Origin of the sequence: Xanthomonas sp. A1809, assembly GCF_017746015.1 — a bacterium.
Taxonomy (GTDB): domain Bacteria; phylum Pseudomonadota; class Gammaproteobacteria; order Xanthomonadales; family Xanthomonadaceae; genus Xanthomonas; species Xanthomonas euvesicatoria.
Window position 1 is genome coordinate 68,446 of the sequence record NZ_JAGHWZ010000007.1, and the last position, 15,988, is coordinate 84,433.

Here is a 15,988-nt window from a genome sequence, read left to right on the forward strand (position 1 = left end):
CAATCCCTATGGTTTCCCTTTCCACGCAATCCTCCGTGCCCAGCGGCAACAAGGCGCCCGTCAACAACGGCGTCGCGTTGTCGGTGGTCACCACGATCTTTTTCATGTGGGGCTTTCTGACCTGCCTCAACGACATCCTGATCCCGCATCTGAAGGCGGTGTTCGAGCTCAACTTCGCGCAGGCGATGCTGGTGCAGTTCACCTTCTTCGGTGCGTACTTCCTGATGTCGCTGCCGGCCGGTTGGCTGGTGAATCGGTTGGGCTACAAGCAGGGCATCGTGGCCGGGTTGGCGGTGGCGGCGGTCGGCGCGCTGGGTTTCTGGCCGGCGGCGGAATTGCGCGTGTACAGCGCATTTCTCGGCGCATTGTTCGTGCTGGCCACCGGCATCACCATCCTGCAGGTGGCCGCCAATCCCTACGTCGCCTTGCTGGGGCCCGAGCGCAGCGCCTCCAGTCGCCTGACCCTGGCCCAGGCGTTGAATTCGCTCGGTACCGCGATCGCGCCGCTGTTGGGCGGCTGGTTGATCCTCTCCAACACAGTGATGAGCGGCGACCAGCTGAAAGCCCTGCCGGAAGCCGAGCAACTGGCTTATCGCGTGCAGGAAGCGCAGGCCGTGCAAGGCCCGTACATCGGGCTGGGTATCGTGCTGTTCTTGCTGGCGATTTTAGTGTTCTTGTTCCGTCTGCCGGCACTGACCGACGCCAGCGCACAGAAAGACGACAGCAAGCATTCCTTGCTCGATGCCTTGCGACACCCGCATGTGCGCTTCGGTGTGTTGGCGATCTTCTTCTATGTGGGCGCAGAAGTGGCCATCGGCAGCCTGATGGTCAATTACTTCTCGCTGCCGCAGATCGGTGGGTTCACCGAGCGTGAGGCAACCAAGTACGTGTCGGCCTACTGGACGCTGGCGATGATCGGCCGTTTCATCGGCTCGGCGCTGCTGGCCAAGTTGTCGCCGCGCGTGTTGTTGTCGGTGTTCGCGGCCATCAATGCGGTGTTGCTGGGCCTGACCATGGCCAGCGGCGGCATGTTGGCGGTATATGCGCTGGTGGCGATCGGCCTGTTCAATTCGATCATGTTCCCCACCATCTTCACCCTGGGTATCGAACGGCTCGGCCCGCTGACCGGGCGCGCCTCGAGCCTGCTGATCATGGCCATTGTCGGTGGCGCCATCGTGCCGTATCTGCAAGGGCTGCTCGCCGACAGCATCGGCCTGCATGAGTCGTTCGTGCTGCCGTTGCTGTGCTACCTGTACATCGTGTTCTACGGTATCTGGGGCTCGCGGTTGCGCGGCGCACTGGCGGAGGCACGCGCATGAGTGCGACCAAGCATCAGGTAGTGTGTTTCGGCGAAGCGCTGATCGACATGCTGGCGTTGCCGCAGGCCGGCCCGGACCAGGCGCGTACCTTCGCGCAATATGCCGGCGGTGCGCCGGCCAATGTCGCCGTTGCGGTGGCGCGCCTGGGGGGTGCTGCGCATTTCGTCGGCATGCTCGGGCGCGACATGTTCGGCGATTTCCTGCTGCAAAGCCTGCAGCAGTCCGGCGTGGCGACCGATGGCATCGTGCGCACCGATCAGGCCAAGACTGCGTTGGCGTTCGTTGCGTTGGACGACGCGGGCGAACGCAGTTTCAGTTTCTACCGTCCACCGGCAGCGGACCTGTTGTTCCGTCCCGAGCACTTCGCCGCGGACGGGTTTACGCAGGCAGCGGTATTGCATGTGTGCTCCAACAGCATGACCGAGCCGCAGATTGCCCAGTGCACGCTCGACGGCATGCGCCGTGCGCGCGCCGATGGCGCCATCGTCAGCCTTGACCTCAACCTGCGCCCGATGCTGTGGCCGCAGGATGTCGATCCGGCGGCGTTGCTATGGGAGGCGCTGGCGTTGGCCGATGTGGTCAAGCTTTCGCGCGAGGAGCTTGAGTATCTGGCGGGAACGCTCGATGGCGATGCCAGTGCGGTCACGCAAAAGCTGTGGCAGGGCAAGGCCAGTTGGTTGCTGGTCACCGATGGCGGCGGGCCGGTGCATTGGCAGACACGCACCGATGCGGGCCAGGTGCCGGCGTTCCAGGTGCAGGTGCGCGATAGCACCGCCGCTGGCGATGCATTCGTCGGCGGGCTGCTGTATCAGCTGGCAACGCGTGCTGCATCGCTGGAGCAGCTATGCGGCGATTCCGCGGCAATCAATGAGGTGATTCGGTTTGCTGCCGCGGTCGGCGCGCTGGCGGTGACGCGCAAGGGCGCGTTCGCGGCAATGCCGAGCATCGATGAAGTCCATTCCTTGATCCAGGAACAATCATGAGCCGCTTGCCTGCAACACCCGCACCCGATTTCCGTTCGGCTGACGTCTTGCGCCAGCACATCGCCGACACCATGGCGTTCTACCATCCGCGCGCGATCGATCCGGCAGGTGGGTTTTTCCAGTATTTCCGCGATGACGGTTCGATCTACGATGCCGGGCATCGGCACCTGGTCAGCAGTACGCGCTTCGTTTTCAACTACGCAATGGCCTACCGCGAGTTCGGCGATGCTGCGTACCTGCAGGCGGTACGTCACGGGCTGGACTATCTGCGCAATGTGCATCGCAATCCGCAAACCGGCGGCTATGCGTGGACGCTGCGCGATGGCGTGGTCGAAGACGACATGAATCACTGCTACGGCGTGGCGTTCGTGTTGCTGGCGTATGCGTGTGGTCTGAAAGCCGGTGTCGATAAGGCACGCGCGTGGATGGACGAGACCTGGCAACTGCTGGAGAAGTACTTCTGGGACGCGGAGTTCGGGCTGTACCGCGACGAAGCCGACGCGCAGTTCAACTTCACCAGCTACCGCGGCCAGAACGCCAACATGCATATGTGCGAAGCGATGATCGCCGCGTACGAAGCCAGTGGCGAGCAGCGTTATCTCGATCGCGCACTGGTGCTCGCGGAGAACATGACCCGTCGCCAGGCAGCCAAAGCCGATGGGTTGGTGTGGGAGCATTACGATCTGCAGTGGAATATCGACTGGGATTACAACCGCGACAATCCCAAGCACCTGTTCCGCCCGTGGGGTTTTCAGCCCGGCCATCAGACCGAATGGGCCAAGCTGCTGATGCTGCTGGATCGCTATGCGCCGGCCGACTGGTTGCTGCCGACCGCGCAGCATCTGTTCGACGTGGCAGTGGAGCGCTCATGGGACACGCAGCGCGGTGGGCTGTATTACGGCTTCGACCCTGACGGCAATGTCTGCGACGACGACAAGTATTTCTGGGTGCAGGCCGAGTCGTTGGCCGCTGCTGCATTGCTGGCGCAGCGCAGCGGCGACGATCGCTACTGGCAGTGGTACGACACGCTGTGGGCCTATTCGTGGGCGCACATGATCGACCATCAGTATGGCGCGTGGTATCGCATCCTGGATGCGGACAACCGCAAGTACAGCGATGAGAAAAGCCCGGCGGGTAAGACCGATTACCACACCATGGGCGCGTGCTACGAAGTCTTGAACGTGTTGCGTCCGGCTGCTTGATGCTGGCGTGATCCAGGCGCCGCCGCGCAATGCGGTGACGTTGCCGCGCAGGAGCGCACCCGGGCGCGATGAGGCTTTACCGATAAGACCCCCATCGCGCCCGGGTGCGCTCCTACGATATCTGCGGTCAGCAGATGCCCTTACTCCGGGTCGTAATCCAGATTCGATGCCAGCCAACGCTCGGCCAATGCCAGCGTGATGCTCTTGCGCTTTGCATAATCGGCCACCTGTTCCTTGCTTAGTCGCCCGACCACGAAGTATTGGCTCTTGGGATGGCTGAAGTAATAACCGGAGACCGCGGCAGTGGGCAGCATCGCAAAGCTTTCGGTCAGCGACATGTCAGCGTTGCGCTCGGCATCGAGCAGATCGAACAAGGTGCGTTTTTCGCTGTGTTCCGGGCAAGCCGGGTAGCCGGGAGCCGGGCGGATGCCGCGATAGCGCTCGGCGATCAAGGCTTCGTTGTCCAACGCTTCGTCCTCCACATAACCCCAGAAATCGGTGCGCACGCGTTGATGCAGCCGCTCGGCCAGCGCCTCTGCCAGACGGTCGGCCAACGCCTTGAGCAGGATGGAGTTGTAGTCGTCGTGCGCGGCTTCGAACCGGGCCACATGCGCATCGATACCGATGCCGGCAGTGACCGCGAACGCGCCGATCCAGTCCTGCTTGCCGCTGCTCTTGGGAGCGACGAAATCGGCCAGGCAGAAGTCGGGGCGGTCGATGGGCTTGTCGACTTGCTGGCGCAAGAAGTGCAGGGAATGGGGAATGGAGAATCGGGAATGGTCGAGTGTGCGGGCATCGCCTTGCAATTCCCGGTTCCCGATTCCCGATTCTGCCGGCTCCGTCAGGACGACAACATCGTCTCCAACGCTATTTGCCGGCCACAGCCCGAACACGGCCTTGGCCGTCAGCCACTTCTCTTCGACGATGCGCTTGAGCATGCGGCGTGCGTCGCGATACAGCTCGCTGGCTTGGGTGCCGACGATTTCGTCGCTGAGAATCGCCGGGAACTTGCCGGCCAGCTCCCATGCCTGAAAGAACGGCGTCCAGTCGATGAGTTCGATCAGCTCCTGCAACGGGTAGTCGTCGAAAACGTGGATGCCTGGCTGGCGTGGGGCCGGTGGAGTGTAGGTGTCCCAATCGCCGTCGAAGCGCTGCGCACGGGCTTTTTCGAGCGACACCAGGCGCTTGGCATCGCCGCGGTTACGGTGGCGTGCGCGGATTTCCGCGTAATCGGCATCGTTGGCGGCAACGAAGGCCTGGCGCAGGTCGCGCGAGATCAGCGACTGCGCCACGCCCACGGCACGCGAGGCGTCCTTCACCCACACGGTGGGCGCGGTGTAGTGCGGGTCGATCTTCAGCGCGGTGTGCGCTCGCGAGGTCGTTGCGCCGCCGATCAACAACGGAATGTCAAAGCCCTGCCGCTGCATCTCGCGCGCCACATGCGACATTTCTTCCAGAGATGGCGTGATGAGGCCGGACAGCCCGATCAGATCCGCGTTTTCTTCGCGAGCGCGATCCAGGATCACCTGCGCCGAGACCATCACGCCCAGATCCACCACATCGAAGTTGTTGCAGGCCAACACCACGCCGACGATGTTCTTGCCGATGTCGTGTACGTCGCCCTTGACGGTTGCCATGATGATCTTGCCGTTGGACTTGCCGACATCGCCGGTGCGCAGTTTTTCCGCTTCGATGAAGGGCAGCAGATAGGCCACCGCCTTTTTCATCACGCGCGCGGACTTGACCACCTGCGGCAAAAACATCTTGCCGGCGCCGAACAGATCGCCCACCACGTTCATGCCGTCCATCAGCGGGCCTTCGATCACGTCCAGAGGGCGCGTGGAATGCTGGCGCGCTTCTTCGGTGTCGGTTTCCACGAATGCGTCGATGCCGTGCACCAGCGCATGCGCCAGGCGCGCGCGGACCGGCTTGTCGCGCCAGGCCAGGTCTTCGACTTTCGCCGCGCCCTTGGTGCCCTTGTAGCGCTCGGCGATTTCCAGCAGACGTTCGGTGCCGTCGCGGCGCCGGTTGAGGATCACGTCCTCCACGCGTTCGCGCAGTTCCGGATCCAGCTCGTCGTAGATCGGCATGCCGCCGGCATTGACGATGCCCATGTCCATGCCGGCCTTGATCGCATGGAACAGGAACACCGAGTGGATTGCCTGGCGTACGGTTTCGTTGCCGCGGAAGGAGAACGAGACGTTGGAAACGCCGCCGGACACATGGCAGTGCGGCAGCGTGTCCTTGATGATGCGGGTGGCTTCGATGAAGTCCACCGCGTAGTTGTCGTGCTCTTCGATGCCAGTGGCCACGGCAAAGATGTTCGGGTCGAAGATGATGTCTTCCGGCGGAAAGCCAACCTGCTCGGTCAGCAGCGTGTAGGCGCGCGTGCAGATCTCGACCTTGCGCGCGCAGGTGTCGGCCTGGCCCGCCTCGTCGAAGGCCATCACCACCGCGGCGGCGCCGTAGCGCAATACCTTGCGGGCGTGTTCGATGAACACTGCTTCGCCTTCCTTGAGCGAAATGGAGTTGACCACGCTCTTGCCTTGCAGGCATTTCAATCCCGCTTCGATGACGCTCCACTTGGACGAATCCACCATCACCGGAATGCGCGCGATATCCGGCTCGGACATGATCAGGTTGAGAAAGCGCGTCATGGCCTTCTCCGAATCGATCAGGCCTTCGTCCATGTTGACGTCGAGGATCTGCGCACCGCTGTCCACCTGCTGCCGCGCGACCTCCACCGCTTCCTCGTAGCGCTCCTCCTTGATCAGCTTGCGGAACTGCGCGCTGCCGGTGACGTTGGTGCGCTCGCCGACGTTGACGAACAACAGGTCCGGCGTAATGACCAGCGGCTCAAGGCCGGACAGGCGGGTGTAGCGGGGAGTGCTCATGCAAGGCTCTGCTGGACGATGACGGCGCGATCGGTCGTGGTGAATAGGTATTCACGGCCCTGCCCTGGGGCGCGGTGCAATGCAGCCCTCATCCGGCGCTGCGCGCCACCTGCTCGCGCAGGCGGGAGAAGGTGCGCAAAGGGTGGATGAGGGTGAGCCTGACGCATCACGCCGCCAGCTCTTGTGCGCCAGGCAATTGCCGCGGTGGCAGATCGGCGACCGCTTCGGCGATGGCGCGGATATGGTCCGGAGAGGTACCGCAACAGCCGCCGACCAGGTTGAGCAGGCCGGCCTGTGCGAATTCGCGTAACGTGGACGCCATTTCTTCCGGCGTCTCGTCGTATTCGCCGAAGGCATTCGGCAAGCCGGCGTTCGGATGCGCGCTGACATACGCGTCGGCGATCTGCGCCAAGGTTTCCACGTGCGGGCGCAGATCCTTGGCGCCGAGCGCACAATTCAAGCCGATCGACAACGGCCTGCCGTGCGCGACCGATGCATAAAACGCTTCGGCAGTCTGTCCGGACAAGGTGCGCCCGGATGCGTCGGTGATGGTGCCGGAAACCATCACCGGCAAACGCCCGCCGCGTGCCTCGAAGACCTCTTCGATCGCATACAACGCGGCCTTGGCGTTGAGCGTGTCGAAGATGGTTTCCACCATCAGCGTATCCGCGCCGCCATCGATCAAGCCCTCGATGGCCTCGCGATAGGTTTCGCGCAGTGCATCGAAACTGGTGTTGCGGTAGCCGGGATCGTTGACATCGGGGCTGATGGAGGCGGTACGGCTGGTGGGGCCGAGCACGCCGATCACAAAGCGCGGTTTGTGCGGAGTCAACGCCTCGACTTCGTCGCAACAGGCGCGCGCGACTTGCGCGCCCGCCTTGTTCAACTCGTACACCAGATGTTCCAGGTGATAGTCGGCCTGGCTCACCGACGTGGCGTTGAAGGTATTGGTTTCCAGTAGATCGGCACCTGCATCCAGATAGGCGCGATGAATGCCGGCAATGATCTGCGGGCGGGTCAACAGCAGCAGATCGTTGTTGCCCTTCAGATCGTGGCCCTGCGGTACGTGTGCGTGGTCGCAACCGGGGCCGTGCACGTGCGCACTGTCGTAGCCCTCGGCAAAGCGGGTGCCGCGGTAATCGGGCTCCTGCAGATCGTGGCGCTGGATCATGGTGCCCATCGCGCCATCGATGATGAGGATGCGCTCGGCAAGCGCGGCGGTGAGCTTGGCTGCGCGCTCGGGACGTAGCCAGGGCAGGGCATGTGCGACGGGGGAGTGGAGTGCTGCAGGCGTCATGATGCGATGCTCCGTGAGACAGCGGCGCTGCGGTCGGCGATTCCCGAATCCCGATTCCCCATTCCCGGCTTCACAGCAATCAACGAGATCACTTCGAAATGGGGCGGGCGTTTTTCGCGTGTCACCGTCTCCAGGCTGGAGACGTCCAGCCCGGCTTTTTCAACGAACTTGCGCAGCTCCTTGGCAGCAAACCCCAGATTGACGTGGCCGTACGCATGCACCGCGGCGCGGTGTTCGTGCTTGGCCAGGCTGCACAGCAGCAGGCGGCCGCCCGGGCGCAGCACGCGCGCCGACTCGGCCACCGCCTGCGCCGGTTTGGCCGCGTAGGTCAGTGCGTGCATCAGCACCACCAGGTCGAAGCTGGCATCGGGGAATGGCAGCGCATGCATATCGCCTTCGCGCACTTCCACGTTGCGTAGTTTGCGCAGGCGCTCGCTGGCGGCCGCAACCACGCGCGCGCTGGTATCGATGCAGATATAGCGGGTGGCATGCGGTGCCACCAGTTCGGCCAGCACGCCGTCGCCGGACGCGATATCGAGCACGTCGCCGGTTTCCAGCAGGGGCAGGGCGGTGCGCGCCAGGGCCTCCCAGGTGCGTCCCGGCGAGTAATGCCGTTCCATGTCGCCGGCCACCGAATCGGCCCAGTTCTGGTCCGCGGCACGGTTGGCCAACACCGCGGCCACGCGCTCGGCATCCTGGCGCAACAACGGATCGTCGCTGCCGGTGCTCAGTGCCAGCCACAGCGCGCGCTGCGCCGGGTCCAGCGACACTTCGTCGAAGCGGTAATACGCCGATACCCCGGCGCGGCGGTCGCGGACCAGCCCGGCTTCCTTGAGTTTGGCCAGGTGCGTGGACACCCGCGGCTGCGCCAGCCGGGTGATGGCCGACAGCTCGGCCACGGTGAGTTCTTCCTGCTCCAGCAAGGCCAGCAGGCGGACTCGGGTGGCGTCGGCGAATACCTTCAAGCGGGCCGACCAGTCTTCCAGATCCATGAATATCTCTATATCGCGATATGGAGATATTTTCGGGCCGGCGGCAGGTGCGGTCAACTACATACGCATGCGAATGGTTGGCGCTACAATGGGGTCCAGCTCAGGCCTGAAGGGGTGCGACGTGGATTTCAGCTTTACCGAAGAACAATTGATGATCCAGGATGTGGCGCGCCGCATCGCGCAGGAAAAGATCGCGCCCAGCGCCGAGCAATTCGACCGTAGCGGCGAATTCCCGCTGGAAAATATCCGCCTGCTTGGCGAAAACGGTCTGATGGGCATCGAGGTGCCGGTCGAGTACGGCGGCGCCGGCATGGACCCGATCAGCTATGCGCTGGCGATGATCGAAATCGCCGCGGCCGATGGCGCGCACTCCACCATCGTCTCGGTCAACAACTCGCTGTTTTGCACCGGCATTCTCAAAAACGGCAGCGAAGCGCAGAAGCAGCTGTACGTGCGCGCGATCGCCGAGGGCACGCACATCGGTGCGTTCGCGCTGACCGAGCCGCAGTCCGGCTCGGATGCCTCGGCAATGCGCTGCCGCGCGGTCAAGCAGGCCGATGGCAGCTTCGTCATCAATGGCAAGAAGAGCTGGATTACCTCCGGCCCGGTGGCCAAGTACATCGTGTTGTTTGCGGTGACCGAGCCGGACAAGGGCTCGCGCGGCATCACCGCCTTCATGGTCGATACCGACCGCGCCGGTTTTCATCGCGGCAAGACCGAGCCCAAGCTCGGCATCCGTGCCTCGGCCACCTGCGAAATCGAGTTTGCCGATTACGTTGCGCAGCCCGACGAGGTGCTGGGCGTGGAAGGCGAGGGTTTCAAGACTGCGATGAGCGTTCTGGATGCCGGGCGCATCGGCATTGCCTCGCAAGCGGTCGGGATTGCGCGCGCGGCGTATGAGGCCACGCTGGCCTACGCCAAGGAGCGCAAGGCATTTGGCGCGGCGATCGGCACGTTCCAGATGACCCAGGCCAAGATCGCCGACATGAAGTGCAAGCTGGATGCGGCGCTGCTGCTGACGCTGCGTGCCGCATGGTTGAAAGGGCAGGGGCAGAAGTTCGGTACCGAAGCGGCCGTGGCCAAGCTCACTGCATCCGAGGCGGCGATGTGGATCACCCATCAGGCCGTGCAAATTCATGGCGGCATGGGGTATTCGAAAGAAATGCCGCTGGAGCGCTACTTTCGTGATGCCAAAATTACCGAAATCTACGAGGGCACCTCGGAAATTCAACGCCTGGTGATCGCGCGCGGCGAGACCGGGCTGCGCTGAGGTCTTGCCGCGCTCCAGCGCTGCCGCTGCGCGCGGCACCGCTGGAGCGCTCTCCGCGATGCCAAAATTACCGAAATCTACGAGGGCACCTCGGAAATCCAGCGCCTAGTGATCGCGCGCGGCGAAACCGGGCTGCGCTGAGGTCTTGCCGCGCTCCAGCGCTGCCGCTGCGCGCGACACCGCTGGAGCGCTTTCCGCGACGCCAAGATCACCGAAATCTACGCGGGCACCTCGGAAATTCAACGCATGGTGATCGCGCGCGGCGAGACCGGGCTGCGCTGAGGTCTTGCCGCGCTCCAGCGCTGCCGCTGCGCGCGGCACCGCTGGAGCGCTTTCCGCGATGCCAAGATCACCGAAATCGACGCGGGCGCCTCGGCAATCCAGCGCTTGGTGATCGCACGCGGCACGACAGGGTCGCGGCGAAGCCCGTCATTCCCTCAGCATTGCTGCAGCAACGCGGCAACGTCGGAGTGCTCGCTGCAGTGCGTTGTGATCATCAAGGGCGGCTATGCCAAGGGTTGTCCTGCGTTGCATGCGCGGACCACAATCGACGCTTCTCCCGTGTCTGGTGCGCGCATGTCCCGGTCTTCGCACGCTGCTTTGTCCCGTGTTTCACGCTCCGGCTTAGCGCATACCCTGTGGTGCTGGGGGCTGCTGCTGTTCTGCACGACGGCAGGCGCGCAAACCTCGCCGCCTTCGATCGTGCCAACCGATCGTCTGCGCGAGTCCTGGTGGGCGCAACGGCATGCGCAGGTGCTGGAGCAGGTCAAGCAGCACCCGGATACCAAATTGCTGCTGATCGGCGATTCGATCACTCAAAACTACGAAAAAGCCAAGGCGCCGGACGAAGACTTCCAACCGACCTGGCAAACCTTCTACGGCAGCCGCGGTGCGCTGAACCTAGGTTTCAGTGGCGACGGCACCGAAAACGTGCTGTGGCGGCTGGCCAATGGCGAAGTCGACGGGCTGCAGCCGAAGGTCGCGCTGGTGCTGATCGGCACCAATAACACCGGCCATCTCGGTCAAACCGCCGAACAGACCCAACTCGGTATCGATGCGGTGGTCGCGGCGATCGAGCAGAAGCTGCCGCGAACGCACATCCTGCTGCTGAGCGTGTTGCCCAGCGATCTCTCCAGCGAAAAATCGCGGCGCGATGCGCAGATCAATCAGGGCCTGGCCGTGCGTTACGGCGACAACCCACGCGTGACCTATCTGGATGTGAGCTCGGTCTTCCAGCGCGACGGCAAACTCCGCACCGATCTGTTTTACGACACCCGGTTCCGTCCGGCGGCCGGTGCCTTGCATCCGGACACGCGGGGGCAGCGCATGCTGGCCGAAGCGATCGAGCCCACGCTGGCGCGGCTGTTGGGCGAGCCACCGGTCAAGCCGGTGGCCGAACTCGGCCGTGACGCGGCGACCTCGCTGATGCCGGTCGACTGGCTGGAGCAGGATTCCTACGACTGGTACGCACGCCACCACGCAGCGCTGGCCGTCGCGCGCAGCCTGAAGCCGGAGGTGGTGATGATCGGCGACTCGATCACGCATTTCTGGTCTGGGCTGCCGCAGGCCACGCGCGTCAGTGGCCCCGAATCATGGCAATGGTTGTATGGCACGCGGCCGGTCCTGAATCTGGGATTCGGTTGGGACCGCACGCAAAATGTGCTGTGGCGCATCCGGCAGGGCGAACTCGATGGTCTGGACCCGCGCTGGGTGGTGCTGCATATCGGCACCAACAATCTCAGCGGCACCGCGCAATCGCGCGCCAGCACCCCGGCTGAAGCGGCGTTGGGTGTGCAGGCGGTGGTGAGCGAGGTGCGCCGTCGCCTGCCCAACAGCAAGCTGATCCTGATGGCGATCATGCCGCGTGGCCGCAACCCCGACGATGCACGGCGCGCGCCGATCGCCGAGACAAACCGGCTGCTGGTCGCGCGCTATGCCAAGGATCCGGCGGTGCAGTTGGTCGATATCGGCCCCAAGATGCTGCAGCCCGACGGCACGCTGCCCGAAGCGCTGATGCCCGATGGCACCCATCCCAGCGAGTCCGGCTACCGCATCTGGGCGCAGGCGCTGCGCGAGGCGGGCATTACCGCTGCGCCGTAACGGTAGCGGCACGCGAGCGCATTCATCGATAAGCGAGCGCAGCGGGTAAGGGTGATAGTGCGGCCGCCCGCGCGCTGCCGGGTCGCGCGGGCCGGCAGGCGCGCTTGGTTTTCAGGAGTGCGCGGGGCCACTTTCCGGCGTGGAGCGTGATGATGGCCAAGGGCTCAAGCGAGGCCATCTGCGCCCCGGCAGTGAGCTGGTCTGCCGTTTTCCAACGCCGAAAGAGCGAGCCGGGGCCGGGCTGCCGGCAAGGGCGCGGCGATCGAGTGCAGCGCACTGCATTTTCGAACCCCAGAAACCAGAAGACCCCCGATTGCTCGGAGGTCTTTTTAAACTGGTGCCCAGAAGAGGACTCGAACCTCCACGAAGTTGCCCCCGCTAGCACCTGAAGCTAGTGCGTCTACCAATTCCGCCACCTGGGCAGGTGAGCCGCGAATTTTGCAGGCCCCCGGCCGGCTTGTCAATGGGTTCCATGCGGCAATCGTCGGCGGTCGCGCCGGCCTTGCTGCCCATCTCGCCGCGCCACGCAGTACCATGTAAGCAATGACAAAGAAAAAAAACCCAGATTCCGATCGGCCGAGTCGCCGCAAATCCACCGGCGCAGGCGATTCCAGCACTGCCGAACAGCAGAAGTTGCCGGGCTGGATGCCAGACTTCCTGGTCCGCGCCGCAGCCGGCGCATCGACCAAGTCCGCCAACAAGCGCGCTGCCGACAAAGCATCCAACCCCTCCAAAGCCTCGCCACAGCCGGCGGCCGCGCCGCCTGCGCCGCGCGCTCCGCATCCGCGCAAGAGTGGCCCGTCTGCGCCGCCGCCGGAACGCTTCCAGACCGCTGCACCCGCGACTGCCGAATTCAAGGATCCGCATGCCGAGCGCGAGGCTCTTCGGTATGCCGAGCCGATCGCCAGCCGCGAGGCCATCCTGCAATTGCTTGAAGCCTGCGACGGTCCGCAGACCGCCGAAGAAATTGCCGAGCAGCTCAATCTGAGCGACCGCATCGATGCGCTGGGCAAGCGCCTGGCCGCAATGGTGCGCGAAGCGCAACTGGTGCAGAACCGCCGCGGTGGCTACGCGCCGGTGCAGCAGACCAGCCTGATCGCCGGCGTGGTCATCGCCAATCCGGAGGGCTTCGGTTTCCTCAAGCCCGACGAGGGCGGCGACGACCTGTTCCTGCCGCCGTTCGAAATGCGCAAGGTCATGCATGGCGACCGCGCGCTCGCCAATGTCACCGGCATCGACCGTCGCGGCCGTCGCGAAGGTGCCATTGCGCGCGTGCTCGAGCGTGGCATGTCCCGCATGCTGGGGCGCTTTTTCTATGAGCACGGGGTGGCTTACGTCGACCCCGACGACAAGCGCATCCAGCGCAATGTGCAGATTGCCCCGGACGGTATCGGCGAGGCACGCGAAGGCCAATTGGTGGTCTGCGAACTGATCGCGCCGCCGGACGCGCGCCGCCCGGCGATCGGCAAGATCATCGCGGTACTGGGCGACAAGCTGACGCCGTCGCTGGTCGTCGAAATGGCCATCCACGGCCATGAATTGCCGCACGAATTTCCGCAGGAAGTGCTGGACGAAGCGGCGGCCGTGCCGTTGGTGGTCGAGCCGCAGATGATCGGCGGGCGCGTGGACCTGCGGCAGATGCCACTGGTCACCATCGATGGGGAAGACGCCAAGGATTTCGACGACGCGGTGTATTGCGAGCCCAATGCCGACGGCTTCCGTCTGGTGGTGGCAATCGCCGATGTGTCCAATTACGTCCGTCCCGGGACGCCGCTGGACGACGAAGCGCAAAAGCGCGCCACCTCGGTGTATTTCCCCGGCTTCGTGGTACCGATGCTGCCGGAAACGCTGTCCAACGGTATCTGCTCGCTGATGCCCAAGGTCGACCGCATGTGCTTCGTCTGCGACATGCAGGTGGGACGCGATGGTGAAGTGACCGGCTCGCGTTTTTACGAAGCGGTGATGAATTCGCACGCACGCCTGACCTATAACCAGGTCTGGAAGGCGGTGGGCGAAGACGATGCGGACACCAAGGCCTTCATCGGCCCGCTGCTGCCGCAGGTGCAGCGCCTGCATCAGCTGTATCACGTGCTGTCGAAGGCACGCACGCAGCGCGGGGCGATCGAGTTCGAAACCTCCGAAGTGCGCTTCGTGCTCGACAACACCGGCGAAGTCACCCAGGCCGGCATGCTGGTGCGCAACGATGCCCACAAGCTCATCGAAGAATGCATGATCGCCGCCAACGTCGAGGCGGCGCGCTATCTGCTGAGCGTGCATGTGCCTGCGCCTTACCGTGTGCATGAGCGCCCGCCGGAGAGCAAGTACGAAGACCTGCTGGAGTTCCTCAAGGAGTTCCAGCTGAGCTTGCCGGCATGGAGCAAGGTGCGCCCCGGCGATTACACCAAGTTGCTGAAGAAAGTGCGCGCGCGCCCGGATGCGGCGTTGCTGGAATCGGTGTTGCTGCGCAGCCAGAGCCTGGCGGTGTATTCGCCGGAGAACAACGGCCATTTCGGTCTGGCGTTGGAGGCATACGCGCATTTCACCTCGCCGATCCGGCGTTACCCGGATCTGCTGGTACACCGCGCAATCAAGCATGCGTTGACCGGCGCCAGCCCGCAGACATTCATCTATACCCCGCGTCAGATGGCGGCGCTGGCTTTGCAATGCTCCGAGCGCGGACGGCGTGCCGATGAAGCCGAGCGCGAAGTGGACGAGCGCTACCGCGCGGCGTGGATGGAAAAGCACGTCGGTGGCCAGTTCGACGGCGTGATCAGCGGTGTGACGGGATTTGGTCTGTTCGTGGAGTTGACGCAGTCCAAGGTCAACGGCCTGGTGCACGTCACGCAGCTGCCGCAGGACTATTACCAGTTCGATCCGATTCGCAAGACGCTCAGCGGCGAGCGCCGTGGCCGCGAGTTCCGCCTCGGCGACCGGGTGCGCGTGCTGGTGCTCAAGGCCAGCATGGAAGAGCGCAAGATCGACTTCCGCCTGGCCGACGAAAATGGTGCAGCGCCCGAAGCGCCGCTGCCGCCACGCGAGAAGCCGACCAAGCGCAAGAAGAAGCCGTACTGAGTTGCAGGACGGCGCTGCGGGCGGCCGAACTGGCAGCCCGCCACGCGAGGTGGTGGTAACAAGCAGCCACTAAAATGAAGCGTGGGTCGTCGGGCGGGTACAGACGGGGCTGATGAACCGCGGCGCGCCGGCGGTTCGCGGCGACTTCCACCATTGGCCGCATCCGCGTGGCAGTGATCGCAGTCGTGTTATTCGCTGTGAGAGAGGCCGGTGGGCTGTTGCAGGCGAGTGGGTCTGCAATGATGTCCGTAACAGACTGACGCGGAGCAGGGCATGGACACTTCAAGCGAATACAGCGGTGGCTGCCAGTGCGGGGCGGTGCGGTTTCATGTGCGTGGTGCGTTGGTGGATGCTTCGATCTGCCACTGCCGCATGTGTCAGAAGGCATTCGGCGCGTATTACGCGCCGTTGGTGTCTGTGCGAGGCACCGAGTTTCGCTGGACCCGTGGCGAGCCCAAGCGCTTTGCATCGTCGAACGTCGTGCAGCGCGGTTTTTGCGCCGAATGCGGCACGCCATTGACGTATGAGGCACCCGACGGCGTGGCAGTTGCGGCGGGTGCCTTCGACACGCCCGAGCAGTTGCCGCCGCATATCCAATATGGACTGGATCGCAAACTGCCCTTCGTCGATGGCCTGGCGCAGCTGCCTACGCGTCCACCCGAAGACGATGCTGCCGCGGAGGCTTTTTTGGCCAGCGTGGTGTCGCGACAACATCCCGATCACGACACTGCGCATTGGCCGGCGTGAGAAAGGGCTTTGGTTTGTTGTGCTGCTGATCGCGGCATGCGAGCAGCAATGGCGTCACCTCGCTCGCGGCCGACACTGGCCGCGGCAACACGCGCCAGTGCGCCATCTGGCA

9 protein-coding genes, 1 tRNA gene and 2 pseudogenes are annotated in these 15,988 nt (G+C 64.1%); 8 read left to right on the forward strand and 4 right to left on the reverse strand.

Features of this window, described 5'->3' with window-relative positions:
• Nucleotides 1-8 precede the first annotated feature (8 nt).
• Genes fucP through J7396_RS11495 form a run of 3 tightly spaced genes read left to right on the forward strand, consistent with a single transcriptional unit; the run spans nucleotide 9 to nucleotide 3,504 of the window.
• Nucleotides 9-1,319, forward strand: a complete 1,311-nt coding sequence (gene fucP / locus J7396_RS11485; protein ID WP_065627530.1) for an L-fucose:H+ symporter permease — start codon at nucleotides 9-11, stop codon at nucleotides 1,317-1,319.
• Nucleotides 1,316-2,302 carry a carbohydrate kinase gene (locus tag J7396_RS11490; RefSeq protein ID WP_162998443.1) on the forward strand — a complete coding sequence of 329 codons (987 nt, stop codon included), beginning with the start codon at nucleotides 1,316-1,318 and terminating at the stop codon, nucleotides 2,300-2,302. Before fucP ends, J7396_RS11490 begins: the two co-directional genes overlap by 4 nt.
• Nucleotides 2,299-3,504 carry an AGE family epimerase/isomerase gene (locus J7396_RS11495; RefSeq protein ID WP_209261480.1) on the forward strand — a complete coding sequence of 402 codons (1,206 nt, stop codon included), beginning with the start codon at nucleotides 2,299-2,301 and terminating at the stop codon, nucleotides 3,502-3,504. Before J7396_RS11490 ends, J7396_RS11495 begins: the two co-directional genes overlap by 4 nt.
• Nucleotides 3,505-3,644: 140 nt before the next feature.
• On the opposite strand, the gene metH is transcribed toward J7396_RS11495, so the two are convergent.
• The 3 genes from metH to J7396_RS11510 form a co-directional block, all read right to left on the reverse strand.
• Complete coding sequence (metH, locus tag J7396_RS11500) at nucleotides 3,645-6,398, reverse strand: methionine synthase (RefSeq protein ID WP_011346985.1); 2,754 nt, start codon at nucleotides 6,396-6,398, stop codon at nucleotides 3,645-3,647.
• 166 nt (nucleotides 6,399-6,564) lie between these two features.
• The gene (locus J7396_RS11505; RefSeq protein ID WP_011346986.1) at nucleotides 6,565-7,695 is read right to left on the reverse strand and encodes a homocysteine S-methyltransferase family protein; all 1,131 of its coding nucleotides are present in this window, start codon (nucleotides 7,693-7,695) and stop codon (nucleotides 6,565-6,567) included.
• Nucleotides 7,692-8,687 carry a metalloregulator ArsR/SmtB family transcription factor gene (locus J7396_RS11510; RefSeq protein ID WP_011346987.1) on the reverse strand — a complete coding sequence of 332 codons (996 nt, stop codon included), beginning with the start codon at nucleotides 8,685-8,687 and terminating at the stop codon, nucleotides 7,692-7,694. Before J7396_RS11510 ends, J7396_RS11505 begins: the two co-directional genes overlap by 4 nt.
• Nucleotides 8,688-8,775: 88 nt before the next feature.
• On the opposite strand from J7396_RS11510, the pseudogene J7396_RS11515 reads away from it, so the two are divergent.
• From J7396_RS11515 to J7396_RS11530, 3 genes and pseudogenes are all read left to right on the forward strand, one after another.
• Nucleotides 8,776-10,098 (forward strand): annotated as a pseudogene (locus J7396_RS11515) (acyl-CoA dehydrogenase family protein).
• Nucleotides 10,099-10,157: 59 nt separating this feature from the next.
• Nucleotides 10,158-10,239, forward strand: a pseudogene (locus J7396_RS22555) (acyl-CoA dehydrogenase family protein); the annotation flags it as partial.
• A 294-nt stretch (nucleotides 10,240-10,533) separates the two neighbouring features.
• Entirely contained in the window at nucleotides 10,534-12,057 is a 1,524-nt protein-coding gene (locus tag J7396_RS11530) for a platelet-activating factor acetylhydrolase IB subunit (RefSeq protein ID WP_209261482.1), read from the forward strand.
• Between the two features lie 335 nt (nucleotides 12,058-12,392).
• Here the strand turns inward: J7396_RS11530 and J7396_RS11535 are convergent.
• A tRNA-Leu gene (locus J7396_RS11535) sits at nucleotides 12,393-12,479 on the reverse strand.
• 121 nt (nucleotides 12,480-12,600) lie between these two features.
• Between J7396_RS11535 and rnr the strand changes: the two genes are divergently transcribed.
• Nucleotides 12,601-15,129, forward strand: a complete 2,529-nt coding sequence (gene rnr / locus J7396_RS11540) for a ribonuclease R (protein ID WP_209261483.1) — start codon at nucleotides 12,601-12,603, stop codon at nucleotides 15,127-15,129.
• 273 nt (nucleotides 15,130-15,402) lie between these two features.
• Complete coding sequence (locus J7396_RS11545; RefSeq protein ID WP_033837274.1) at nucleotides 15,403-15,876, forward strand: GFA family protein; 474 nt, start codon at nucleotides 15,403-15,405, stop codon at nucleotides 15,874-15,876.
• Nucleotides 15,877-15,988: the final 112 nt, after the last annotated feature.